Origin of the sequence: Pseudovibrio sp. Ad46, from assembly GCF_001623065.1 — a bacterium.
GTDB lineage: Bacteria > Pseudomonadota > Alphaproteobacteria > Rhizobiales > Stappiaceae > Pseudovibrio.
In genome coordinates this window covers 362,526-387,809 of record NZ_LMCG01000050.1, presented here as the reverse complement: position 1 = coordinate 387,809, position 25,284 = coordinate 362,526, and the positions used below count along the sequence as shown (strand labels likewise).

Below are 25,284 nucleotides of genomic sequence, written 5' to 3'. Positions count from 1 at the left end.
GCTCAAGCAGCTTCTTCGCCGACGTAATCAGCGTAACCGTTTTTCTCCAGTTCAAGAGCAAGCTCTTTACCACCGGTTTTCACGATCTTACCTTTGGACAGAACGTGCACGACGTCCGGTACAATGTGGTCCAGCAGACGCTGGTAGTGCGTGATCACGATCATGGAGCGCTCAGGGGAGCGAAGCTGGTTGACGCCTTCAGAAACAACGCGCAGTGCATCGATGTCCAGACCTGAATCTGTTTCATCCAAAACGCACAGAGTTGGTTCCAGCAGAGACATCTGCAGAATCTCAGCGCGCTTCTTTTCACCGCCGGAGAAACCAACGTTGAGTGGACGCTTGAGCATGTCTGGCGTCACTTTCAGCTCTTTGGATTTCTCACGTACAAGCTTCATGAAGTCAGGGGTGGAGATTTCATCTTCACCGCGTGCTTTGCGCTGTGCATTCAACGCAGTCTTCAGGAAGGTCATGGTTGCAACACCCGGAATTTCGATCGGGTACTGGAACGCAAGGAACATGCCGGCAGCTGCGCGCTCATCGGCGCCAAGCTCAGCCCAGTCAACGCCATTGTAGGAGATGGAGCCCTCGGTGATCTCGTAATCGTCTTTGCCTGCCAATACATATGACAGGGTGGACTTACCAGACCCGTTTGGTCCCATGATCGCGTGGACTTCGCCCGGGCGAACGGTCAGGTCGATGCCGCGAAGGATTTTGTTGCCATCAACTTCGGCGTGCAGGTTTTTGATCTCAAGCATCTATCGTTCTCGTCTTTTCAATTCTTCAATAGGTACGAGGCAAACACGGTGGTCCGCGTTTTAGCCCACACTTCCTTCAAGGCTGATCGAAATCAGTTTTTGTGCCTCAACTGCGAATTCCATCGGCAGTTGCTGGATTACGTCCCGGACAAAACCATTCACGATCAATGCGACAGCTTCTTCCTCATCAAGGCCACGGGCCTGACAGTAGAACATCTGATCGTCAGAGATCTTGGAGGTTGTTGCCTCATGCTCGAACACCGCTGAGGAGTTCTTGCTTTCGATGTAAGGGACGGTGTGGGCACCGCACTTATCGCCAATGAGAAGCGAGTCACACTGGGTGAAGTTACGTGCGTTAGATGCCTTGCGATGCGCGGAAACCTGCCCGCGATAGGTGTTTTGAGAGACACCTGCGGAGATACCCTTGGAGATAATCCGGCTGGCTGTGTTTTTGCCCAGATGGATCATCTTGGTGCCGCTGTCGATCTGCTGATGACCATTAGAGATCGCAATGGAGTAGAACTCACCCTGTGAGTTATCTCCGCGCAGAATGCAGCTTGGGTATTTCCAAGTGATGGCAGAACCGGTTTCGACCTGTGTCCAAGAGATTTTGGAGTTCTTTTCGCGGCAGTCGCCACGCTTGGTCACGAAGTTGTAGATACCGCCTTTGCCTTCAGAGTCGCCTGGGTACCAGTTCTGAACGGTAGAGTACTTGATCTGTGCATCTTCCAGAGCAACAAGCTCAACCACAGCAGCGTGCAGCTGGTTTTCATCGCGCTGAGGGGCAGTACACCCTTCCAGATAAGACACATAAGAGCCTTTATCTGCGATGATCAGCGTACGCTCAAACTGGCCTGTGTTCGGCTCGTTGATACGGAAGTAGGTGGACAGTTCCATTGGGCAACGTACGCCTGGCGGAATGTACACAAACGACCCATCAGAGAACACAGCTGAGTTCAATGTTGCGTAGAAGTTGTCGGAGACCGGAACAACAGAACCGAGGTACTTTTGAACCAGCTCTGGATGCTCACGAATTGCTTCGGAGATCGGGCAGAAAATAACGCCTGCCTTGGCCAGTTCTTCCTTAAAGGTTGTTGCTACTGAAACACTATCGAAAACGGCATCAACTGCGACGCGGTTTTCTGGTGCAACACCTGCCAAGATTTCCTGCTCGGACAATGGAATGCCCAGCTTCTTGTAGGTTTCCAGAATCTCTGGATCCACCTCGTCAAGAGACTTGGGTCCCTCACGTTTTTTAGGTGCTGCATAATAATGAAGGTCTTCGAAGTCGATCTTCGGGTAATCAACTCGCGCCCATGTTGGCTCTTCCATCGTCTTCCAACGACGGAACGCTTCCAAGCGCCAATTGAGCATCCATTCCGGTTCGTCTTTTTTAGCCGAAATGTATGCAACGATATCTTCATTGAGCCCTTTGGGAGCAAGCTCACTTTCGATATCGGTTACGAAGCCATATTTATACTGATCAACATCAATTGCTTTGACCTGATCAATTGTTTCCTGGACTGCCGCCATGCTTTGTCTCCATACGCGGTTCAAAGCCGCATTGGGTACGATTATTGGACCCGTTTGCCCTTACTTAACAGATGCTCTGTCGCAACACAGTGCATCCCTATTTATACGAGGGTTTGTCCTCGTTTATTTTTATATACGGCATTCACCCCTTCTATGTGGGCTTCATTCGTTTATAAATTTTCGTCCAAGCGCTTAAAAAACGCTCAACATCTTCATGGGTTGTCGCCCAACCGAGACTGACCCGGATTGCGCCACGCGCCAATGATTCCGATACTCCCATTGCAAGAAGCACATGGGATGCGCCTACTTTGCCGGATGAACAAGCAGACCCAGATGAAACAGCGACACCAAACAAGTCAAAGTTGATCAGTGCGGTTTCAGCTGAAATCCCTTCAACTGCGAAACACGTCGTGTTGCCAAGACGCGCGACATCTTTACCGAAGATAATCGCATCTGAAGAGAGTTCATTCAGTCTCTCTTCCATATGGTCTCGCAGGCGCGAAATCCTAGCATGTTCATCAGGATTAGTTGATTGCGCTGCCGCAACCGCAAATCCTGCAATGCCTGCCGTATTCTCTGTTCCCGCTCTTCTCCACGATTCTTGTCCGCCACCCGTCAGCAGTGGAATGGGGCGAAAATCGCCTTTCCCGAGGATAAGAGCACCAACCCCTTGCGGACCTCCGATTTTATGGGAGGAGATCGACATGGAGTTGCAGCCAATCATGGCCATTGAAAGTGGTTCTTTCCCTGCCATCTGGACTGCATCCACATGGTAGAGATGACCTAAATCTTCTGTGAGAACGCCGATTTCCTGCAGGGGCTGCAAAACACCGGTCTCACTATTGGCAGCCATAACAGATACCAACGCGGTTTCATCTTCTCCCAGCTTCTCAAGCAGTCTGCGCAGTTCACTCACTACCACGCGCCCGTCTTCATCAACGGGAATGCTTTGAACATTTTGGGCTGCAAACCGACCACCAGCTATAATGGATGGGTGTTCGATTGCGCTCACAAAAACCTGGGTCAGAATATAGGGCTCGCCATTTTTTAGCCAAGTGGGCGATAATGCTGTGACGTTTGCCTCTGACGCTCCACTCGTAAAAATGATATTCGCCGGGTTGCCATCTACCAGATCTGCAATTTTGTGCCTTGCATCTTCGATGATGGATCGGGCGCGCCGACCGCTACTGTGAATAGAGGACGCATTGCCAGCTGCTTTGTAGGCTTCCTGAAGAGCTAAAAGAGATTCTTCCCTCAGCGGAGCGCTGGCGTTATAGTCTAAATATGTCAGTTCGCGGTTTGTTGTCATAGTTTAACACAGAAAATGGGGTTCTTTAGTGCCCTAATTGGGTCTCTATGGAAATGGAAACCTTGATATTTTCCACGGTGCTTACGATAAGGGGTAAAGAGTTCCCTTTGAGTTCGTTGAGGTCTATAACGTGCGTGCGCCGAGTTGGATATACCTTTCTCCAATAGAGGCCGATTTTCAGTGTAGCCCTTGAGGTTCATCGTAGAATAATTCTAAACTGGTTCTAATAAACTTGCGTCTCGCAGTCAAGTTTAATCGACAATGATCCGGTATACCAAAAAGCCGGCAGACAGTTGCTGCCGACTAAAACAAGAGGATTTTGCAGTATATGCCTGAGGTGATCTTCAATGGCCCTGCAGGGCGGCTAGAAGGCCGTTTCCATCCAGCAAAAAAACGTAATGCTCCGATTGCACTGGTTCTTCATTTGCACCCGCAGTTTGGCGGCACGATGAACAACCAGATTATCTATCAGACCTATTACATGTTTGCGAAACGCGGCTTCGCAGTTTTGCGTTTCAACTTCCGCGGCGTGGGTCGTTCCCAGGGTCAGTTCGACCATGGTCAAGGTGAGCTTTCAGATGCTGCTGCGGCGTTGGACTGGGTACAAACCATCCATCCGGATGCACGTGCTTGCTGGATTGCGGGCTTCTCATTTGGTGCATGGATTGGCATGCAGCTCTTGATGCGTCGTCCTGAAGTTGAGGGCTTTATCTCTATCGCCCCACCAGCCAACTTGCATGACTTCTCCTTCCTTGCCCCCTGCCCGTCTTCTGGCCTGATCATTCATGGTGAGCAGGACAAAGTGGTTCCACAGAAGGATGTTCAGGCTCTGGTTGATAAGCTGAAAACCCAAAAGGGTATCATTATCGACCATCAGGAAATGCCAGGTGCAAACCACTTCTTTGAAAACCATGTAGATGGTCTGATTGGGAACTGTGCCGGCTATCTCGATCGCCGTCTCGGCCTGATCGGAGAAGACGCTGGTTAATCAGCGATGCTTTACGCATTAAAAAAGCCCGGTCGATTGACCGGGCTTTTTTCGTAACTCGTGTCTGGCTTATTCGCCAGGTGTCCAAGCGTGGTAGTCTCCAGTCACTTCCGGACGTTTTTCCGGGGTCAGGATGGATCCTTTTGGACGATATGCATTTGGTGTGCCTGTCAGGTTTGGAGAGTGAGCGATTTCCCACTCACGCGCGACATAACCACTCTCTGTTGGCGGAGTGTCTGTGCGGTAATGCATCCAACCGTGCCAACCGGCAGGGATCTGGGAGGCTTCAGCAAGGTTTTTATAAATCACCCAACGACGCTTGCCGCCGCGCTCTTTATAATACTTGTTACCAAAGTCATCGGTCCCGACGAACTCACCCTTTCTCCATGTGAAGAAGCGAGTGCCCCACGTGTCACTGTTCCACCATGTGAAGAACGTAAGCAGAAGGTGTTTCATGTGTCTGGCCTTTCCAGATCGGTGGCTTTGTAAATTTTCCCGGAATATGACGAGTGTTTGGGTGCCTGTCCAGTCTTAGAGTACCGTAGTTTCAACTATTCACCGGAAGTCGCTTTAAATATCCTAGGGTCAGTTATTATTTTCACAATTCCGATGACTATTTTGCACGTTACTTCTTGGTACGGCGCGACAAGTACGGGTTTTGACTGAACTTGTCTGCTGGTGAAATATTTCCAACTTCCAGATCCTTGAGTGAGAGAGGCTCATTCTCATCTCTTTTCGTCGATCTGCGTGGTCTTGGTGCCATTTCAGATTCGGGTGATGGTGCGTTCTCGTCCTTCTGGTATTCGCGCGCTTTGTTGAGCGCCGCGAACTTGGCCTGATTCTGTTCCAGCCGCTTTGCCGTACCATCAATAATGAAACCACCGTCGTTGTTGCGAACGAACTGACGGCGATCCTTGCTGATTGATTCTAGCGATTTCTTCAAAACAGAGGATGAAATCGGCGTGACCAGCAGATGATGGGCCCCTGCTTCCAAGGCGCGCGTCACCAAAGCACGGGTGCCATAGGCCGTAATAAAGACGAGCGGAACATTGATGAGCTCGGGGATTCGGCCTGAACGCATAAGCTTTAAGAGCTGGAAACCGCTGACGGGTTTCATCTCCCAACCGGATAACACCAGATCTGGTGGGTCCGAGATGAGCATTGGTAATGCATCTTTGGGACTGTCATAGACACGCACGCGCCCAAGCTTCAGGGTGCCTAAGATACCCCTTAGGATTGCTTGGGTGGGTTTTGACTGTTCCACAAGAACCACATCTAACTGAGAAATGTCCTTGCCGAAGGAGGTGTGATGCATATCTGCTCGCTAATTTAACCTAACCAGATACCGAAGGTAATTGAGAAACTATATATGATCTCTCCATACAACTACTGCGTAAAATTGCGTGGGGTACACAGACTTTTTTACCCGTGAAATTTTCTGATCCACTGAATAATTTTTCCTAAAAATATCCCCCAGAAAAAATGAGCTTGAATTTGCATTTTCGCTTGGCTTTGCGGAAATGGCGGGGTTCTGCTGCCTGTGCCCGATTTGGAACACACCAGAGCCTCCCCACAATCCACACAGATTACAATATTTGGTGTTCCGATCCCTCTTATGCACACAACCAGTGGACAGATCGCGCTTGACGATGCTTTCCGATTCAATCTAATTTGAGGTCGAAATCAAGACGTGTTCAGGATAGTGCGGCCTCGGCCGGGAGTTCACCACATTTAAGTAGCTTCGAGTGCTAGGAGTTGGATTAACATTCACTTCCAGCGGTCGCTTTTTTTTGCCAATTGCAGCCTAAATATTGTGTTAATATATTATCAGCACACTAGATATTGTGATAGCATCGAATTGCGTGCCACTTTACCTGCGTTTACTAGGATAAATGCCAGTTAGCGGATTAATCAAAACCGGCGGCGGACTTTTGGTTAAAATCTTAGCTATCGGCACTCTTAAAACCGAGATGCACCGCGGTGACCGTCACCGGGTGCGATAAGGGGCTAAACATGAGAATTGAGCGGCGATATACTGCGGAAGGACAATCCCCCTACGCAGATATTGAGTTTTGCAACGCAACGAGCGAGATCCGTAACCCAGACGGTTCCGTTGTGTTTCGCTTGGAGAACATTCAGGTTCCTAAGCAATTCTCTCAGGTTGCCTCTGATATTCTGGCACAGAAATACTTCCGCAAAGCTGGCGTTCCGGCCAAGCTGAAAGCGGTAGAAGAAAACACCGTTCCATCCTGGCTATGGCGCAAAGCTCCAGACGACAAAGCTCTTTCCAAGATGGCGAAAGACAAGCGCTTTGGGTCTGAGATCGACAGCCGTCAGGTGTTTGATCGTCTGGCTGGTACATGGACGTACTGGGGCTGGAAAGGCGGATACTTCGACAGCGAAGCTGATGCGCAGGCGTTTTATGACGAACTGCGGTACATGCTCGCGACCCAGAAGGTTGCTCCGAACTCCCCGCAGTGGTTCAACACCGGCCTGCACTGGGCGTATGGCATTGATGGCCCAAGCCAGGGTCACCATTACGTAGACTTTGAAACTGGCGAGCTGACCCGCTCTGCGACTGCTTATGAGCATCCGCAGCCGCACGCTTGCTTCATTCAGTCTGTTGACGATGATCTGGTGAATGAAAACGGCATCATGGACCTGTGGGTTCGTGAAGCACGTCTGTTCAAATACGGCTCTGGCACCGGCACCAACTTCTCCTCTCTGCGCGCAAGCGGCGAGCGTCTGGCAGGCGGTGGTAAGTCCTCTGGCCTCATGAGCTTCCTGAAGATTGGTGACCGTGCAGCTGGTGCAATCAAGTCCGGCGGCACAACACGCCGTGCAGCTAAGATGGTTGTGGTTGATATCGACCATCCGGATATCGAAGAATTCGTGACCTGGAAGGTGCATGAAGAACAGAAGGTTGCGGCCATCGTAACCGGTTCCAAAGTGTGTCAGAAGCATCTTCAGGCTGTGATGAAAGCTTGCGTCAACTGCGAAGGCAGCGGCGACGATTGCTTTGATCCTAAAAAGAACCCTGCCCTGAAGCGCGAAATGCGCGCTGCCAAGAAAGCAATGGTTCCTGATAACTACATTCAGCGTGTGGTTCAGTTTGCACGTCAGGGCTACAAGACCATTGAATTCCCGATCTACAACACTGACTGGGATTCTGAAGCTTATCTGACTGTTTCCGGTCAGAACTCCAACAACTCTGTTCGTGTAACTGACGGCTTCCTGAAAGCTGTCGCTGCAGATGGAGACTGGGATCTGATTGGCCGTATTGACGGTGGCACCCAGAAGACCATCAAAGCAGCTGAGCTTTGGGAACAGATTGGTTACGCGGCCTGGGCGTCTGCTGATCCGGGCCTGCAGTACCACACCACCATCAATGAATGGCACACCTGCCCGCAGGGCGGCGAGATCCGCGCATCCAACCCATGTTCTGAGTACATGTTCCTGGATGACACCGCGTGTAACCTGGCCTCTTTAAACCTGCTGCAATTCCGCAAGGAAGACCAGCAGTTCGACTTTGACAAGTTTGAGCATGCGACGCGCCTCTGGCAGATCGTGCTTGAGATCTCCGTCATGATGGCGCAGTTCCCATCCAAGCAGATTGCAAAACTGTCCTACGAATACCGCACCACTGGTCTGGGCTATGCCAACATTGGCGGCCTGCTGATGATCTCCGGTATTGCTTATGACAGTGATGAAGGCCGTGCGCTTTGTGGTGCGATCACCGCGATCATGACCGGTGTTTGTTACGCTACATCTGCTGAGATGGCTGGTGAGCTTGGCACTTTCCCTCGCTATGAGGAAAACGCCAAGGACATGCTGCGCGTGATCCGCAACCATCGCCGTGCTGCCCACAGCGAGAGCAAGGGTTATGAGAACCTCAGCACCCTGCCCGTTCCTCTGGATGCTTCCAACTGCCCACAGGCTGAGCTTGTTGAGCGTGCCCGTCTTGCATGGGACAAAGCTCTGGAGCTTGGAGAGGCACACGGTTACCGCAACGCCCAGACCACTGTGATTGCACCAACCGGCACCATTGGTCTGGTTATGGATTGTGACACAACCGGTATTGAGCCTGACTTTGCGCTGGTGAAGTTCAAGAAGCTCGCGGGTGGCGGTTACTTCAAGATCATCAACCGTGCTGTTCCTGAAGCGCTGCGTACGCTTGGATACTCAGAAGCTGAAATTGCCGAAATCGAAGCTTATGCGGTTGGTCATGGTTCTATCTCTCAGTCCCCTGCGATCAACAGTGCCAGCCTGACAGCCAAAGGCTTTGATGATGCTGCGCTTGAGAAACTAGCCGGAGCACTTGGGTCTGCGTTCGACATCAAGTTTGTCTTCAACCGCTGGACCCTTGGTGATGAGCTGCTGACCAGTAAGCTTGGCGTTTCTGCAGAGCAGCTGGAAGACATGGACTTTGACCTTCTGAGCCACATGGGCTTCAGCAAGGCAGAGATTGAAGCTGCGAACACCCATGTGTGTGGTGCTATGACTTTGGAAGGTGCACCGCACCTGAAAGAAGAGCATTACCCGGTATTTGACTGTGCGAACCCTTGTGGCCGCATTGGTGAGCGCTTCCTGTCCGTTGACAGTCACATCAAGATGATGGCCGCTGCGCAGCCTTTTATCTCCGGTGCGATTTCCAAGACCATCAACATGGCAAACACTGCCAGTGTTGAGGACTGTAAAGAAGCTTACATGCTCTCCTGGAAGCTGGGTCTGAAAGCAAACGCTCTTTATCGTGATGGCTCCAAGCTGTCTCAGCCGCTGAACGCTCAGCTGCTGGAAGATGAAGACGATGATGCAGAAGACACAGTTGATGACATCCTTGCACAGCCACAGGCAGCTCGCGCTGAAGCTGTTGCAGAGCGTGTTGTTGAACGGATCATCGAGCGTACTGTTCGCAACCGTGAAAAGCTGCCTAACCGCCGCAAAGGTTACACTCAGAAAGCTTCCGTTGGCGGCCACAAAGTGTACCTGACAACCGGTGAATATCAGGATGGCCGTATCGGCGAAATCTTCATCGACATGCACAAAGAAGGCGCTGCCTTCCGCTCATTGATGAACAACTTCGCGATTGCGATCTCTCTTGGTCTGCAATACGGCGTTCCGCTTGAGGAATATGTTGACGCGTTCACGTTCACCCGATTTGAGCCTGCTGGCATGGTGATGGGCAATGACGCAATCAAGAATGCGACATCCATTCTTGACTACATCTTCCGTGAGCTGGCCGTGTCCTATCTCGGTCGTAACGATCTGGCACACGTGCCACCGGAAGCATTGGACAGCACGACGTCTACCTCCCGTTCTTCAGCTGAAGGACAGGATGAAGAGAGCAGCCCTGCGATTGTTTCTCACGGCCTTGTTCGCGGTCAGACCGAAAAGTTCCGTCTGGTCCCAGGTGGCGATCCAGCTGTTCAGCTGGCCGGTGCGATCACAGCTCAGTCTGATGCGATTGCAACAGCCTTCCAGCGCGGTGGTGAAGCGACGGCAACAGCAAGCGTTGGTACTGCAACACCAGCAGCTGCACAGCCATCTGTCGCCAGTCAGGTCGCTCAGGCCCGCATGAAGGGGTATGAGGGTGAAAGCTGCGCAGAATGCGGCAACTTCACCATGGTCCGCAACGGCACCTGCCTAAAATGCGACACCTGCGGCTCCACCAGCGGCTGCAGCTGATTACTGATCAAAAGCTTATAAAAACAGGCCCCAAAGCTCTGCTTTGGGGCCTGTTTTCGTTTGTGGTTAATGAGCGCTTGCTAAGGTCTACTCCAACTGGAGCTTACGTGCCGATAAAAGGCAATTCTTCTTATACACAAATACTGATTTTGGTTGCTTAACCTGAGCTATTCGTATGCAGAAGGACATATAGTTTACACTTCATCTCATATTAATTGCTGTTCACGGACTTCCTGCTCGTTAGCGATTTATTTTCTTGACGGAGAACCAACCGCCAAAATGTGTCTCTACGGAAATATCAAACATCAGCATACTGCCTTTACTAATTTCTGATCTCATAGAGAGAATATAAGCCTGAAGTTCTAAAGCCAAGCGTTGACTGAACAGGAGATCCCATGCCTGACTCTCATGCCCCGATGAAAGCTTCTGATCGTCTTGTAGCTGCACTGGAAGCGGAAGGTGTTGAATACGTCTTTGCTGTTCCTGGTGAGGAAAACCTTGACGTTCTTGAATCCCTTCGTACCTCAACAATTGAACTGGTGTTGAACCGACATGAGCAAGGTGCGGCCTTTATGGCTGCCACTTATGGGCGTTTGACTGGCAAAGCGGGCGTCTGCATGGCGACGCTTGGACCGGGCGCGACCAACTTTGCGACCCCGGCGGCCTATGCTTTTCTGGGCGGCATGCCTTTGATCATGATCACCGGGCAAAAGCCGATCAAAAAGTCCAAGCAAGGGCAATTTCAGATCATCGACATTGTCAGTCTGTTTGAGCCGATCTGTAAGATGTCCAAGGCGATTGTCCATGGCAATACCATCCCTGCCCTGATCCGTGAGGCTTTCCGGGTGGCAGAAGAGGAGCGCCCCGGCGCGGTCTTGCTGGAGCTGCCTGAAGATATTGCTGTTGAAGAAACTGATGAAGCTGTCTTGCACCCTCATCCCCGTTACTACGCGGTCGCAGATGATACGGTGCTGAATGAAGCAGCTGAGATGATCCGCAACGCAAAAATGCCGTTGCTGTTGCTTGGAGCTGGAGCAAACCGTAAGGACGCTCATTCCATACTCAAGGCTTTCGCCGAAAAGACCCAGATTCCGTTTTTCAACACTCAGATGGGCAAAGGCGTCATTGATGAGCGCTCAGACCTGTTTCTTGGTACTGCTGCGCTCTCTGATGGAGACTACTTGCACTGCGCAATTGCACGGGCTGATCTGATCATCAATGTGGGTCACGACGTTGTCGAAAAACCGCCGTTCTTCATGGAACATGGCGGCACCAAAGTGATCCATATGAACTACAAGGCTGCGCAGGTTGATCAGGTGTACTTCCCTCAGGTTGAGGTGGTAGGAGATCTTGCCCGCTCCGTTGCACGGCTTGGCGATATCCTGGACGGTCCGCTGGACTTTGATCGCAGTTATTTCCAACGCATCAAAAAAGAGACAGACCTGCACACCTCTGAAGGTGGTGATGTTTCGCGTTTTCCGGTTATCCCACAACGGGTGGTCGCTGATACACGCAGGGTGATGGGCGATTTCGATATTATTGCGCTCGACAACGGGATCTACAAGATCTGGTACGCCCGCAACTACAAGGCTCATCAACCCAATACGGTGCTTTTAGACAACGCATTGGCGACAATGGGCGCTGGCCTGCCTTCGGCTATGATGGCAGCCAAGCTTTATCCAGACCGCCGTGTTATGGCGATCTGCGGTGATGGCGGTTTCATGATGAACAGTCAGGAGCTGGAAACGGCTGTTCGGTTGAAGCTCAATTTGGTGGTCACTGTTTTGGATGATCGCTCTTACGGTATGATCCGCTGGAAGCAGGCTCATGCAGGGTTTGAAGACTGGGGATTGCAGTTTGGCAACCCTAACTTTGTCGAGTATGCAAACAGTTATGGTGCTACTGGCCACAGGATTACCCGCACAGAAGATCTGCTGCCGACCTTTGAAGCGGCCTTTACTGCTGGCGGGGTCCATCTGGTTGATATTCCCGTTGATTACAGCGAAAACCAGCGGGTCTTGATTGACGAGCTTGCAGCCAAGGTGTGCCTGATATGAGCAAGACACTAGATGTCGTCAATCCGTACAGCCTGAAATGCATCGGCAGTGTCGAGACCAGTGAATGGGAGCGGGTCGACGCATTTCTGGAGACTGCACACAATCTCTTTCGTCAACGTGATGAGTGGCTTCCTGCCTTTCAACGAATAGCCATCTTAAAGAAAACAGCTCAGCTCATGGAGGCTCGCATTGACGAGTTGGCGTTCCAGATCGCCAACGAAGGTGGCAAACCACTGGTTGATGCCCGTGTGGAAGTGATGCGCGCCATTGATGGTGTGGAACTTTGCGTACACGAGGTTGGCCAAATGACTGGCCGTGAAATTCCGATGGATTTGACAGAGGCTGGATCAGGTCGCATCGCGTTTACCCAGCGCGAGCCGATCGGCGTGGTCGTTGCTGCGAGCGCTTTCAACCACCCGCTCAACCTGATTGTGCATCAGGTGGCACCGGCGGTGGCCACGGGCTGTCCGGTTATCATCAAACCAGCTCCCGATACACCACTGTCCTGCCTGGCTTTTGTAGGCATGTTACATGAAGCAGGATTGCCAGCGGACTGGTGCCGTGCCGTTGTTTGTAATAACGAAGTGGCTGAGCAAATGATCACTGATCAGCGGGTTGGATTCTTCTCGTTTATCGGTTCTGCACGTGTTGGCTGGATGCTTCGCTCAAAGCTGACACCAGGTGCGCGCTGCGCTTTGGAACATGGTGGAGCAGCGCCCGTAATTGTCAGCGAAGATGCCCATATCGACGACATGATCCCTCTTTTAACCAAGGGGGGCTTTTATCACTCTGGTCAGGTGTGTGTTTCTGTCCAACGTGTATTTGCTCCTCCCTCTAAAGCGCAAGAGATCGCGCAAAAGCTGGCAGAGGCTGCCAAACTGCTGAAAGTGGGTGATGCTACTGATGCGACAACGAATTGCGGTCCTCTGATCCGGCCTGGTGAGGTGGACCGGGTTGAGGAATGGGTGAATGAGGCTATCGATGGAGGTGCCAATTTGCTGGCAGGCGGAAAACGCCTGGGCCCGACAACCTATGCCCCCACCGTGTTGCTGAATCCACCCGCCAATGTCCGCGTTTCGCAACAGGAAATTTTTGGTCCGGTGATTTGCGTCTACAGCATTGATAGTATTGCGGATGCTATCGAGACTGCAAACAGCCTACCCTTTGCGTTCCAGGCCGCTGTTTTCACTCAAAGCTTAGAGACAGCCTTCCAAGCCGTCCGGCGTCTCGATGCCACTGCCGTCATGGTCAACGACCATACCGCCTTTCGTGTGGATTGGATGCCCTTTGCTGGTCGTCGCCAGTCTGGCTACAACACCGGGGGTATCGGCTACACCATGCACGACATGACACAAGACAAAATGGCAGTCATCCGACTTTGATGTTCCCTACAGAGTTGAACTAAGCATTTCAAAGCCCAGTCGCGATCAGATATCTCGTTTTATGCTGTTTTGAGCCGGGCTCTCAGGCGAAACAGTTGAGTTTGACAGCGCTGCTCTACAGCTCAGCACGAGCACTCTTAACTTAAATCTACAAGCCTTTGAAATTAAAAAAGAATACGTACTTTCAGGTGCGACATAAAAGCTATTGCCACTTGGTGAAGGCAGGAGTAAATGCTCGGCCCCAGCTTTGGTCATTCGAAGCATATATATTTGTTTTGCTTAGAACCATCCTGAGTTGGACACATTGTTTTAAGAGGCCGTCTACACAACTGAGATAGCTTTGCTTTGAAAAATGCAGTCCTCGTCACTCGTGCGCCCTTTTTTTGCATTTTTCGGCGCTTGTTGAAGCACGTGATGAGAATAAAGCACAAGTTTAATCCTCCTGTTTTTATCAGCTCCATATCGCTGATTTTTCTGCTCCTAATTACAGCAGTCATCTGGCCGGAAGGCTCTCAGAGGTTTTACAGCAACATTCAGGATTGGATCGAAACTAATACTGGTTGGCTCTATATTCTGGCAGTTGCGATTTTTCTGCTGTTCATCCTTTTCATCATGGTGAGCCGGTTTGGTGATATCAAACTGGGACCTGACCATGCTGAGCCCGATTACGCCTACAAAAGCTGGTTCGCCATGCTGTTTTCAGCAGGTATGGGCATTGGACTGGTTTTCTTCGGTGTCGCAGAGCCGATCATGCATTTCATGTCTCCACCCGACATGGAAGGGCAAACCATTGAGGCTGCTCGTGAGGCAATGAAGATCACCATGTTCCACTGGGGTCTGCATGCCTGGGCAATCTATGGTGTGGTGGCCCTCTCATTGGCGTATTTCACCTACCGCCACCAATTGCCTTTGTTGCCGCGGTCCGCGCTCTATCCTCTGTTTGGAGAGAAGATCTACGGTCCGATCGGCCATGCGGTTGATACATTTGCGGTATTAGGCACTTTGTTCGGTGTATCCACCTCGCTTGGTTATGGTGCTTTTCAGGTGAATGCTGGCCTGAACTATCTGTTTGACGTCCCTGTTTCGACAACCTCACAAATCATTCTGATCGTACTCATCTCCAGCATGGCAACGGCTTCGGTTTTTTCCGGCCTTGATCGAGGTGTGAAGCGTCTTTCTGAAACAAACCTCATTCTGGCTGTTTGCATTATGGTGCTGGTCCTGATTGTTGGGCCAACCGTGACATTGCTGCAGACTGTTGTGCAAAATGCAGGCGCATATATGGGGGACCTGATCCATAAGACCTTCAACCTTTACGCCTATGACCGAAAAGATGACTGGCTGGGCGGTTGGACTCTGCTTTATTGGGGCTGGTGGATCTCGTGGTCACCTTTTGTAGGCACCTTTATCGCACGCGTTTCCCGTGGTCGTTCCATCCGTGAATTCCTCGTTGGTCTGCTGTTTGTGCCAACAGGGTTCAGCCTGATCTGGTTCACGATCTTTGGGAACACAGGTATTGATCTGATCCTCAATGGAGGGGCAGATAGCCTTGCTGAAGCCGTTTCTACTGATGTGTCTCTGGCTCTCTTCAAGTTCTTTGAGTACATGCCATTTTCATCTGTACTCTCCATGCTGGGCGTTGTGTTGGTGGTGGTTTTCTTTGTAACCTCCTCCGACTCCGGGTCTTTGGTTATTGACAGTTTGACCTCTGGCGGCGACATCAACTCCCCTGTCTGGCAGCGTGTATTTTGGGCTGTTCTACAGGGCGTTGTTGCGATTGTGTTGTTATCGGCAGGTGGGCTGGGAGCTTTACAAACTGCGACGATTGCCAGTGCGCTCCCCTTCCTCATTGTTATGCTGCTGATGTGCTTTGGCCTTTACAAAGCCTTGCAGGATGATGCTTTGCGCACCAAAAACCTGCAAATGCACCACACCACAGTGCAGTACACAAAAAGCACCGTGGATTGGAGGCAGCGCATCGGAACATTGACTGAAAACGCGACCTTAAAAGACGCACGACATTTTATGGGTACTATTGGCAAGCCTGCTCTGGAAAAGGTGCAGGCGGAATTTGAGACACGCGGTTTCAAAGCCACACTGACCGGTACCAAGAACTATCGATTGACCATCGAACAGTCTGAAGAAACGGTCTTTGTGTATGGCCTGCGAAAACGGTACTTCACAACCGCTTTGGCAATTGGCCCGGGTCACCTCATTGACGAAGATGAAAATGAGGACGAGACCGAAGAGGAAGGCACCAACTACTACCGCGTCGAGGTGTTCCTTGCCCAAGGCGGCCAGGAGTACGACGTACTCGGCTATACCGAGGAACAGTTGATAGCCGACGTCGTCACACAATACGAACGCTTCATGCAGTATCTGCACTTGTCACAATCCGAGTTGCTTTGATCCCATTGCAGAAGAGTTGCAGAACCTGCTCTTGAAGGGTGTTAGAGGGGAAACTCGCACGTTGACAAAGTTGGACATAAATTGAAGTTAAACACGCGCACTCAATTCTTCATCGCAGCACGCGAGGAAGATAGCATCTTGGAATACTTGATATCGAAGGTGCTTTTGAGGCATCGAAAAGTGTTCAATCGTGCTGGTTTATGTTCTCTTCCAGATATAGTCCATTGCCATGAGTTCGCCGAACATCCACCCACCTATCAAGTGATGGGTGGGCGGATGACTTTTCCTTTTTCGTTGATGACTTGGACGCTGGCCCATTGTTCTACGGAGAATAAGGCTTTCCACTTTTCTTCTATGCGAGCACGGTTTACGTTTGCTTGTGAGAAGTTTGCGTTGGTGAGGTCGGCGTCGTCGAAGACACTGTCCGTTAACAGGCAATAGCTCAGGTCGGGGCCGTGTGTGCTTGATTTTCCGATCAGACCACTACTGTTCTTCATACCCCGGAAATATGCTCCGGTTAGATCCAGCTGAATGCTTCTGTCTTTCTTTCTGAGCAGCTTTCTCAGTTCAGACACCTTCTGCACTGAAGCAATCAACTCCCCACGGGCACGAGCATGTTCTTTGCCGGCCATCAAGTTTGAGCGTTGTGCAGAGCTTGTGCTGCGAATGTGAGCGGCCAGAAGTTGCAGGACGTCCTGAAAGTGTTCATTTGGATTGGACTTTGCGATTTCTGAAAGGATCACGACTCCGGCTTCACGCAAAGCGCCATTCCCGGATTCAAGGAGTTCTGCGGCTTTGGTGAACTGTCCCAAAACGTAGTTTCGCCGTGTTGCCTTAACTGCTGCAAAAGCTGAACTGGCGATATATGCGAGCAACAAAAACGCTGGAATTGCCACAAAAACAGTGAAGAGTGCACTCAGACCAGCCGCAACATTGTAAAATACAGATGTTTGCTCAATTGGCGTGTAAGGCACGCCTTTTGGGACGGGTAACTGACTTCTAAACGTTTCAATCTTACCACCCGCAAGTACGACAAGGTTGCGCACCATGGAATACTCATCAGGAATGAGATTGAGATAGTCGCAAATCAAATAGGCTGGAATTGTCAGAAACCCGAGGGTTACCAGTATCACAGCAATACGGAAACTATGCTTCATTGGAAAAATGCCTGTCTCAAAAAATCAAGTTCCTACCAGTGACACGCCTTGCGAAGAGGCGGTAGCATGTCCTGAAGGTTTGCCAAGTCGAATAGGTAGGCACGCGAGCCATCATCTGACACAACATCAAGCTGCACCCGATCTACGTTGGCCCAACGATTAATGTGTGCGATACTGGTCAATCCACGTGGACTGATAAGAATGCGTTTGCTTTCCGCGCTCTGCCAGACATCGTTATCGATGCGCTGACCGCGCAGCATAACGCGGATTGGAACCCGGCGTTTAACGTGTGGCTCATTGAGCACCAAGGCAACTGTTGTGATGTCTTCAACACAGGATAGCAGCAAGATCGCGGGCTTTTCCTCGATACCAGCATCAACAGACTGCACAGCTTTCATGCTGAGGTAGACATTGGTTTCACCTGGCTGAATGACCGGTTGCTGTCCCTGCTCAGTTTGCAGTGCCTGTGCCTTCTCAGGGATTGCCCCATCACGTTGCTCCAGTGGTTGAGCAGGCATGCTCTCTTCCTGGATCTCATCCCACCTGAATATCGCGGGATGTCCGACTGCGCCAAAGCGAAACTGCCAGGTTAAATCTCCTGATGATCGCGTTCGTTCCATCGCTTTCGCCTGCCGTTCTAAACGGCCCGCAGGTGCATTCACATTCTCAACGAACTCTGGATTGGGTTCTCCTGCAGATAAGACCTCAAGCGGGGTCTTAAGCAACTGGTCAAAGCACGACAAACGATTAACCCGGCCAATGGTGAGAGTGCATTTTTCAACCACCTGCTTTTCCAAGGTGATCGTTTCTGCATAAGAGGTCGATGATAGAGAAATACTGGTAGGAGCCGCGATCAGGCCGGCCAGCGTTGCTGAAAAAATCGGGTGAGCAAACCTGCTAGTTCTCATGGTCGAATTCCATCGTTGGACAATTGAATTTGCTGAGTTTGTTGGCAAGGGTACGTTTTGGTATTTGTAGGAAATCCGCCATTTTGCTCCGATCCCCTTTGAACTGGGAATACGCGCTCCGTATCAAGTCTAGCTCGAACTTTGAGACAACCGTGCGAAGTCCTTTTTCTGCCATTAACAGATCATCGTATCCGTTCTCACCTGCAACAGAATTGCTCTGAGCCCTGGACACAGCAGCAGTATCGAGTTGCTCATTCATGGCCTGTTTGAGAATACTTCCTGAAATTTCGTCAGTGTCATAAGCGAGAAAGACGGCCTTGATCATGCAGTTCTGCAGCTCACGGACATTGCCTTTCAGCTCTGCTGTTTCCAGCAGGGAGACGGCTTCTTCACTCAGTGCTTTGGAGGTGTCTGCGTTACTAACAGCAATCTCCTGCAGGAAGTGCCGTGCGAGATGAACTCTATCGCCTTCGCGGCTGCGCAATGGTGGTACGTCTATGGTGAGCTGCGTGATACGGTAGAAAAGATCGGCGCGGAACTTTCCCTTCTCAATCGCTTTTTTCAGGTCAACATGGGTGGCACAGATGAGGCGGAAATCGACAGACTCATCTTTACTTCCTCCCAGAGGTCGAAGCTTTTTCTCCTGAAGAATTCGAAGCAGTTTGACCTGAAGATCAATCGACAGATCACCAATTTCATCAAGGAACAATGTCCCGCCAGAAGCTCTTTTTACAAGACCGTCTCTGTTTTCAGTTGCCCCGGTGAAAGCACCCTTTTTATAGCCAAACAACTCGCTCTCAATAAGGTTCTCTGGCAGAGCTGCAATATTTTCTGCAATAAAAGGACCATCAGAAAATTGTGAGAGCCGGTGTAAGGATCGCGCAACGACTTCCTTGCCTGTTCCCGTCTCCCCGTGCACCAAAACCGCGTACTTGTTTTGTGCGTATTGGGCGATTTTCTCTCTAACCTGGGTTATCTGCGGTGAGCGTCCCACGAGGTTATCTGAGAGCATGGAGTCGACCTGCCCTTTTTGGTGCTTCGACTTTTCAACCTGCGTTTCTTCGGTTTTCAGCAGGTTCTCCAGAGTGACAAGCAAAGGGGACAGGTGGAAATATGAGCGCCACAACACATGCAGCGTGTGGTGCTCCTCCTGAAGTCTTGGAGTACTACCCGCTGAAGCGAGCAGGAAAACGTAGACTTGATTGTATGCGTTATGACCTTCTGACGTTTCCAGCAGTATCCGATGGGCAACGAGAGAGCCATGACGACAGAACAGAGCTGAGCTCAGATCTTGTGTCTTCGCAGAAGATGGCGTCTTCCCAAAATAGAATGGCTCAGTCTGCAAGACATCCAGCTCACGGAAGCGCTCGGTGCCGACTTCATTGTCAAGCTGTGGAAGGCGGGCTACCGGTAGCCCGCCATCACATGCAAAAGGTATCAACTTACGACCAGTAATATCTGGCAAGTAAACAGCGATAGCTTGTGCTCTGGTTGACGCCAACACAGTCTTCAACATCATGGCGCGCAGTTCATTTTCTGACCTGCACGTCATCAATGTCATCAGAGCGTCTGTTGTAGAAGATGCCTCCATATCAATACTAATGCGCCTCTTCCAAAGCGAGGTCTTCGGCTGGTTCCTCGTCAGCATCTGCCTCGTAGGCCGCTGCGAAAGTGAAGCCGTCTTCACCTTCCGGGCTGTCAATGGCAATCGCGGAAATCTGTTCACCGCGATGGCCAGCTTCTAACAGCTCAATAGACAACGTAGGCAATAGCTGGCGTTGAATAACCTGATCGACAAGCCGGGCACCATTAGAGGCCACTCGGCACATTTGCGTTACACGCTCATAGGCCTCTTCACTAATGGAAAGCGCAACCTTCTGTGTGTCCTTCAAGAGCTGGATGAGATCAGCAAGACGCATTTGCACAATGTCTGCCAGTACTTCTTCAGATAGTGGCAGGTAAACCAATGGTTCCATCCGCGCGAGGAGTGCGGGTTTAAAGTGCTGCGCAAAGAGCGGTGTAAGAGATTTCAGCATCGAGCCATGGCTTGGAACCTGACCATCTTCGGCACTTGCAACCCAGTTCTCAATCTGGTCTGAACCAAGATTACTGGTCAGGAAAAACACTACATTGCGGCAATCGATGAGGCGCCCTTCCCCATCAGCAAGCTCTCCCTTATCAAATGCCTGATAGAACAAGTTCAGCACGTTCGGGTCGGCTTTTTCCACTTCATCAAGCAGCACGACAGAGTAAGGCTTCTTACGAATGGCCTCTGTCAGCACACCACCCTCTCCATAACCGACGTAACCGGGAGGTGAGCCGATCAACCGGGAAACCGTGTGACGCTCCTGGTACTCAGACATGTTGATGGTGGTAATGAACTCTTCGCCACCGAATAATCGGCGCGAGACCTCAAGGGCTGTCTCTGTTTTTCCGACGCCGGAAGGTCCAGCAAGGAAGAACACACCAAGCGGTTGGCCTTTCTTGTGAAGATCAAGCCGCGATGCGCGCAAGCGAGCTTCAATGGCATCAATGGCGTGGTCCTGACCTTTGATTGCTTTCTTCATAGTTTCAGCAAGGGTCAGTAGACGATGGTAATCATCCTGCACCATGGAGTTGATCGGAATACCTGTCCAATCGCTTATGATTGCAGCAATCTCTGAAGGTCCAACCTCTACCGAAATCAGCGGCTCTGCCCCAGCTTCTGCGATCAGCGCATTCTTGTGGCTTGCAAGATTTGCTCGGACTTCATCCAAGGCGTCTTCGTCGAGTGTTTCAGGTTGCTTCTGAAACAGATCTTCGCGGGCAAAAATGAAGTTTTCAGCTAAGGAAACCTGCGTTTCCAGACGTTGCGAAAGCCCCGCCTTACGTGCTTCAAGCTCATTCAACTGGTCTGCGATGGCTTTGAGACGCTCTAATTGCTCAGGCTCCAATGGGCCTGTGTGCTGGTCGCGCTCCAGGCCTTCTCTTTCCCAGCTCAAGGTTTGGAGGCTTTGCTCGACATCTTGTAGTTCGACAGGAGGCGTATTGGCCCCAGCTCGAACGCGGGCACAGGCTGTATCCAGCACATCAATCGCTTTGTCTGGAAGCTGACGGCCTGTGATGTAACGCGCTGCAAGGCGAACAGAAGCGCCAATCGCTTCTTCGGTGATGTAAACACCGTGCGCATCTTCGTAGGCTTTTTTAAGCCCGCGCATGATGATAATCGCTTCATCAATGGTCGGTTCATCCAACTTCACCAATTGGAAGCGGCGGGTCAGGGCAGGGTCTTTCTCAAAGTACTTTTTGTACTCAGACCATGTTGTTGCGGCTATTGTTTTCAGCTCGCCTCTGGCCAGAGCAGGCTTCAAAAGGTTCGCAGCATCAGAACCACCTTGATCACCACCAGCTCCAATGAGCGTATGCGCCTCATCAATAAATAAAATGATCGGTTCAGGACTGGAGCGGACTTCGTCGATAACACCTTTCAGGCGCTTTTCAAATTCACCCTTCATAGATGCGCCAGCTTGCAGCGCTCCGATATCCAGCCCCCAAAGGGAGACGTTGGCGAAATCTGCTGGGACTTCACCATTCGCAATGCGCAGGGCAAGACCTTCGGCCAGTGCGGTTTTACCTACACCAGCTTCACCAACACAAATTGGGTTGTTCTTACGGCGGCGGCACAAGATTTCGATAATCTGGCGGATCTCATTATCGCGGCAGAAGATCGGATCAATCTTTCCATCTTTCGCCAGCTGAGTGAAGTTGGTGCCGTATTTTTGAAGGAAGCCGTCTGCCCCCTCTCCTGCACCTGATGCAGCCCCCGGCATGGCACGATGATCTTTTTCGAAAGAGCCAGCCGTCAACGCTTCGAAATCGCGCAGCAAAACATCAGATGAAACGCGCTCTAGCAGCGGGTAGTAGTCCATCTGCATATAGCGGCCACGCTCATTGAGCAGGGCAATGAGAACAGCACCAGAGCGGACGGTTTTCTCACCTTGCTCAACGGAGGCAATCAACCATGCATCCTGCAAGAGGTCCTGAAGCAGCGGTGAGAACGTTGGCGTGCGATCAGCTTTAACTCTGCGATATCGGTTGAACGTCGCACGAAGGGCTTCGTTCAACTTGTCTGCATCCACATTCTGGCTTTGTACCAGTAACCTGATATCCACCGCAGGTTGTGAAATGAGTGAAATGAGGAAATGCTCAATTGTCACTTCCTGATGCGAGTTCGAAACGCACAGGCTGGCAGCTTCTTCAATTGCCTGACGGCAGCATGGGTTGAGACGCTCGATCAGCGCCTTGATTTCCAGTCGAGCCATACTCGATCTCCAAAATTAAAGTATTTCACGCAGCTGAGTGACGACCCCATCGGTGTATTGGTCTATCTGCCAATAAAACCCGGCGTAGGTCAGCGCGCATAAAATAAAAAGGCTAATCCAAACAAGAGAAACAGGTGTATGCCAATGAACGACATGCGCTTTCTCAATCACTTTGTTCTCTGATTGACCAAGTTCGAAATTCCCCTCACCCCGCTCCTGCCGGATGACGTGGTGAACATCACGCATGATTTCTTCGAGCTGCAGCTTGCCATTGTGCATCACTCGATACTTGCCTTCGAAACCAAGCCCGAGCAGCAAATACAGGAACTCAATCAACTCAATATAACGAACCGGATCCCTCATCAGACGGCTGAGAACTATAAAAAATTTCTCACCGCCCCAGGTTTCGCTATGAAACAACGCCAGCAAACTGCGCTCGGACCAGTCGGAATTCTGCCCCCAGGGAGAGCACATCACCGCCTCATCAATTGCAGAACACAGGCAATAGCGGTGCGCCAGAATGGTGGCACGATCAAATCCTTCGCGCTGAAGCTCCAGCTCAAGGGATTCAATCTCAGCCCGAACATCCTTGTGCAGGTAGTCCAACTTGTTGTTTTCAGAGACTTCCGGAATGCGTGAAATCAAGGCAAGTAAGGACTGGCTTGCATCAATGATTTTATTGATGCTGTGTCCACGCATGGGGAAACTGATGTGCTGCACTGGCCTTGGAGAAACATCCTTCAAATTCTGAGGCACTGTTTCAGCACTTGCAATTGGCGCGTCTTCAACAACTTCAGGATCACCAGAGTCAAACAGATTTGCAACTTCACTCATCATGTCGTCCTTTCATTGCGGATAGCCCAGAACTGCAGCTGCAAATCAGCAAATTCACCCGCGATGTGGAAGGCAAAACCACTCGCGTTTTCAATGTATTGCCAACCTGCTGAGTTAGCATCCAGCTGGAAGTAGGAGAACCCTGCATGATATGGCAGTTGCCGTGGCGGAGAAGGAAGCCTTTGAAGCACGACCCCGGGCAAATGCAGATGGATCAACTCGCGAATTCGCTCAATGGACGACACCTTGGTTTGCGCCGGGAACGACTTTGCCAGTTCTTCCAGCTCCATACTGGCTTTCACTGCAACAACAAAAATTGCTGAGTTTAAAAGAGACCGATCACTAAGCGGAGACGTGATGATGCCGTACTTCTGCTTGTTCAGCGGCAGTGCGATTGCGTTTGCTTCAAAGATGGTCGATAGCGACTGGCGTAAAGAGCTAATCACTGGATCGAAGCAAATCTGCGGTTCTTCATGATGGTAGGCTGGCCACGTTGTTGGCATGCGTTGTTCATGCGTAAACGTTGCCAACTCTCCGGCCGCCCCAGAGAACATCTTATAGAGCTCTTTTGGGTGCACGCCTTTGAGGGAGGACATGTGCCGGAATTCCGGCCATAAACGGTTGATCGTTTGCAGCATCAGGAAGTCAGAAACATCCGAGACACCTCGCTGACCCGGTGTACCCATGCGGCTTGAAATGTGAGAGGCACGCTGGCGCAGCAGTCCTACGAGATCATCAAGGGTTTTACGCAGGCGGGGTTGAGCATCAATGGTTGAGGCCATTGGTAGAAACTCATCATCCAGCACCACGCTACCGTCTGAGTTTTTGTTCCGGATACGCGTTAGAGGTAGACACGTGAAGGCAGAACGGTCTTCACGTTCGAGCATCAGTCGCAGGCGATACTGAGCCACATCCACCAGAAACGCTTCAGAATCTGAACTGGTGTTGTTGCGCACATCCTGAGAGAACGCACGCATTCGAGTCGCATCCTGAGGGTTGAGCGGGTCTTCTACTTCGGGAACACCATTTGAGCGCAATGGCAAAGCCAGATATACCGTCTGCCCGACTACATTTTCACCGCTCACATCCAAAGGCGCAGGCGCCATTGTTTCGCCAGGTACATCAATCGTTGTACCGTCAGGGAAAATTCCCAGCGCATAGTCAACCAGCAACTTACCGTGCAGCAGGCTTTCCTTATTGATCTCCAACCGGCTTACCCCGTGCTGATAAGGATCAATCGCCTCGCTGCGAGAGCGGATAAGATGTTCTAAATATCGTTGTTGCTGCTGAAAATGGTGGGGCTTCAAAAACAGGCCATCCCGCCAAATTACATGGTTTCGCAGTGACATAATCTAAATAAACCTATTTGCTCTCAAACCTACCGATGAAGGTTCGTGATAATTTTTTTTCTGCTGATGACAGCAAGCAGCTTGTAAGTTTCTCCCTTGGGCTTGACCTGCTCAACGACGCGCCAATCGACTTTCTCAGGCTTCGCGTAGCCGCCCACAAGGCCAATGAAGACCGTGTCTTCATCCAACTCAAGCTCACTCACGACCTTGGATTCACCGGGCATGACCTGAACCTCCTTCACATCAATGAAGGTGGTTCCAAGAGCGTTCTCGTAGTCTTCGGTTGCCTCTTCAAAAGAGGACTGCAGCAACTTGCCATCGTCACCCAGTTGGAAGACCCAAACATCAATCGGCACGCTCTCGCCCAGATCATTCTTGTTCGATCCTGGTTCTGAGAAGATGGTCACATCAATCAGTGTCGGCTGGTCCTTAGGCTCTCCAACCGGAATGCCTGGATCCATGACAACCTTGAAAACCTTCTCAGGAATTTTCTGTGCTTCGCATGCACTCAACGCCAGCAGAGCAGCTAGTGCAAAGGCAAGATGAGAGCTCTTTCGCAGGAGCGCGTTTAGTGTCCAACCCCAGTTCATCGTATGCCTACCGCCTCATTCTTCCCA

General features: G+C 51.0%; 17 protein-coding genes. 5 read left to right on the top strand and 12 right to left on the bottom strand.

Features of this window, described 5'->3' with window-relative positions:
• Positions 1-2: 2 nt before the first annotated feature.
• From sufC to PsAD46_RS16155, 3 genes are all read right to left on the bottom strand, one after another.
• Entirely contained in the window at positions 3-755 is a 753-nt protein-coding gene (gene sufC / locus PsAD46_RS16165) for a Fe-S cluster assembly ATPase SufC (RefSeq protein ID WP_057465164.1), read from the bottom strand.
• A 60-nt stretch (positions 756-815) separates the two neighbouring features.
• Positions 816-2,288 carry a Fe-S cluster assembly protein SufB gene (gene sufB / locus PsAD46_RS16160; RefSeq protein ID WP_057465165.1) on the bottom strand — a complete coding sequence of 491 codons (1,473 nt, stop codon included), beginning with the start codon at positions 2,286-2,288 and terminating at the stop codon, positions 816-818.
• 151 nt (positions 2,289-2,439) lie between these two features.
• Positions 2,440-3,597, bottom strand: a complete 1,158-nt coding sequence (locus PsAD46_RS16155; RefSeq protein WP_063292037.1) for a cysteine desulfurase family protein — start codon at positions 3,595-3,597, stop codon at positions 2,440-2,442.
• A 328-nt stretch (positions 3,598-3,925) separates the two neighbouring features.
• On the opposite strand from PsAD46_RS16155, the gene PsAD46_RS16150 reads away from it, so the two are divergent.
• Complete coding sequence (locus tag PsAD46_RS16150; protein WP_057465167.1) at positions 3,926-4,585, top strand: alpha/beta hydrolase; 660 nt, start codon at positions 3,926-3,928, stop codon at positions 4,583-4,585.
• Positions 4,586-4,654: 69 nt separating this feature from the next.
• Here PsAD46_RS16150 and PsAD46_RS16145 read toward each other — a convergent pair whose 3' ends face one another.
• Together PsAD46_RS16145 and PsAD46_RS16140 are read right to left on the bottom strand one after the other, a co-directional pair.
• The gene (locus PsAD46_RS16145; protein WP_057465168.1) at positions 4,655-5,041 is read right to left on the bottom strand and encodes an NADH:ubiquinone oxidoreductase subunit NDUFA12; all 387 of its coding nucleotides are present in this window, start codon (positions 5,039-5,041) and stop codon (positions 4,655-4,657) included.
• A gap of 169 nt (positions 5,042-5,210) precedes the next feature.
• Positions 5,211-5,900 (bottom strand): response regulator, encoded by a 690-nt coding sequence (locus tag PsAD46_RS16140; protein ID WP_063292036.1) that lies wholly within the window; start codon positions 5,898-5,900, stop codon positions 5,211-5,213.
• 698 nt (positions 5,901-6,598) lie between these two features.
• Here PsAD46_RS16140 and PsAD46_RS16135 point away from each other — a divergent pair.
• From PsAD46_RS16135 to PsAD46_RS16120, 4 genes are all read left to right on the top strand, one after another.
• On the top strand, positions 6,599-10,270 hold the full coding sequence (locus PsAD46_RS16135; RefSeq protein WP_063307346.1) for a vitamin B12-dependent ribonucleotide reductase: 3,672 nt from the start codon (positions 6,599-6,601) through the stop codon (positions 10,268-10,270).
• Positions 10,271-10,665: 395 nt separating this feature from the next.
• The gene (locus PsAD46_RS16130) at positions 10,666-12,327 is read left to right on the top strand and encodes an acetolactate synthase large subunit (RefSeq protein ID WP_063292034.1); all 1,662 of its coding nucleotides are present in this window, start codon (positions 10,666-10,668) and stop codon (positions 12,325-12,327) included.
• Complete coding sequence (locus PsAD46_RS16125) at positions 12,324-13,709, top strand: aldehyde dehydrogenase family protein (protein WP_063292033.1); 1,386 nt, start codon at positions 12,324-12,326, stop codon at positions 13,707-13,709. Before PsAD46_RS16130 ends, PsAD46_RS16125 begins: the two co-directional genes overlap by 4 nt.
• 414 nt (positions 13,710-14,123) lie before the next feature.
• Positions 14,124-16,118 carry a BCCT family transporter gene (locus PsAD46_RS16120; RefSeq protein WP_063292032.1) on the top strand — a complete coding sequence of 665 codons (1,995 nt, stop codon included), beginning with the start codon at positions 14,124-14,126 and terminating at the stop codon, positions 16,116-16,118.
• Between the two features lie 257 nt (positions 16,119-16,375).
• Here the strand turns inward: PsAD46_RS16120 and PsAD46_RS16115 are convergent, their stop codons facing one another.
• The 7 genes from PsAD46_RS16115 to tssJ are packed head-to-tail and all read right to left on the bottom strand — an operon-like array spanning position 16,376 to position 25,257.
• Positions 16,376-17,275, bottom strand: coding sequence for a pentapeptide repeat-containing protein (locus tag PsAD46_RS16115; protein WP_063307345.1), 900 nt, complete (start codon positions 17,273-17,275; stop codon positions 16,376-16,378).
• A gap of 32 nt (positions 17,276-17,307) precedes the next feature.
• Positions 17,308-18,183: a type VI secretion system-associated protein TagO gene (locus PsAD46_RS16110; RefSeq protein WP_084404431.1), complete on the bottom strand. Its 876-nt coding sequence runs from the start codon at positions 18,181-18,183 to the stop codon at positions 17,308-17,310.
• Positions 18,173-19,744 carry a sigma-54 dependent transcriptional regulator gene (locus PsAD46_RS16105; protein ID WP_063307427.1) on the bottom strand — a complete coding sequence of 524 codons (1,572 nt, stop codon included), beginning with the start codon at positions 19,742-19,744 and terminating at the stop codon, positions 18,173-18,175. Before PsAD46_RS16105 ends, PsAD46_RS16110 begins: the two co-directional genes overlap by 11 nt.
• 37 nt (positions 19,745-19,781) lie before the next feature.
• Positions 19,782-22,484: a type VI secretion system ATPase TssH gene (tssH, locus tag PsAD46_RS16100; RefSeq protein WP_063307344.1), complete on the bottom strand. Its 2,703-nt coding sequence runs from the start codon at positions 22,482-22,484 to the stop codon at positions 19,782-19,784.
• A gap of 15 nt (positions 22,485-22,499) precedes the next feature.
• Complete coding sequence (icmH, locus tag PsAD46_RS16095; protein ID WP_208981874.1) at positions 22,500-23,318, bottom strand: type IVB secretion system protein IcmH/DotU; 819 nt, start codon at positions 23,316-23,318, stop codon at positions 22,500-22,502.
• A complete protein-coding gene (gene tssK / locus PsAD46_RS16090; RefSeq protein ID WP_082830588.1) occupies positions 23,318-24,667 on the bottom strand; it encodes a type VI secretion system baseplate subunit TssK in 1,350 nt (449 codons plus the stop codon). The genes icmH and tssK overlap by 1 nt, the downstream gene beginning before the upstream one ends.
• A gap of 29 nt (positions 24,668-24,696) precedes the next feature.
• Positions 24,697-25,257: a type VI secretion system lipoprotein TssJ gene (gene tssJ, locus PsAD46_RS16085; RefSeq protein WP_063289819.1), complete on the bottom strand. Its 561-nt coding sequence runs from the start codon at positions 25,255-25,257 to the stop codon at positions 24,697-24,699.
• Positions 25,258-25,284 lie beyond the last annotated feature (27 nt).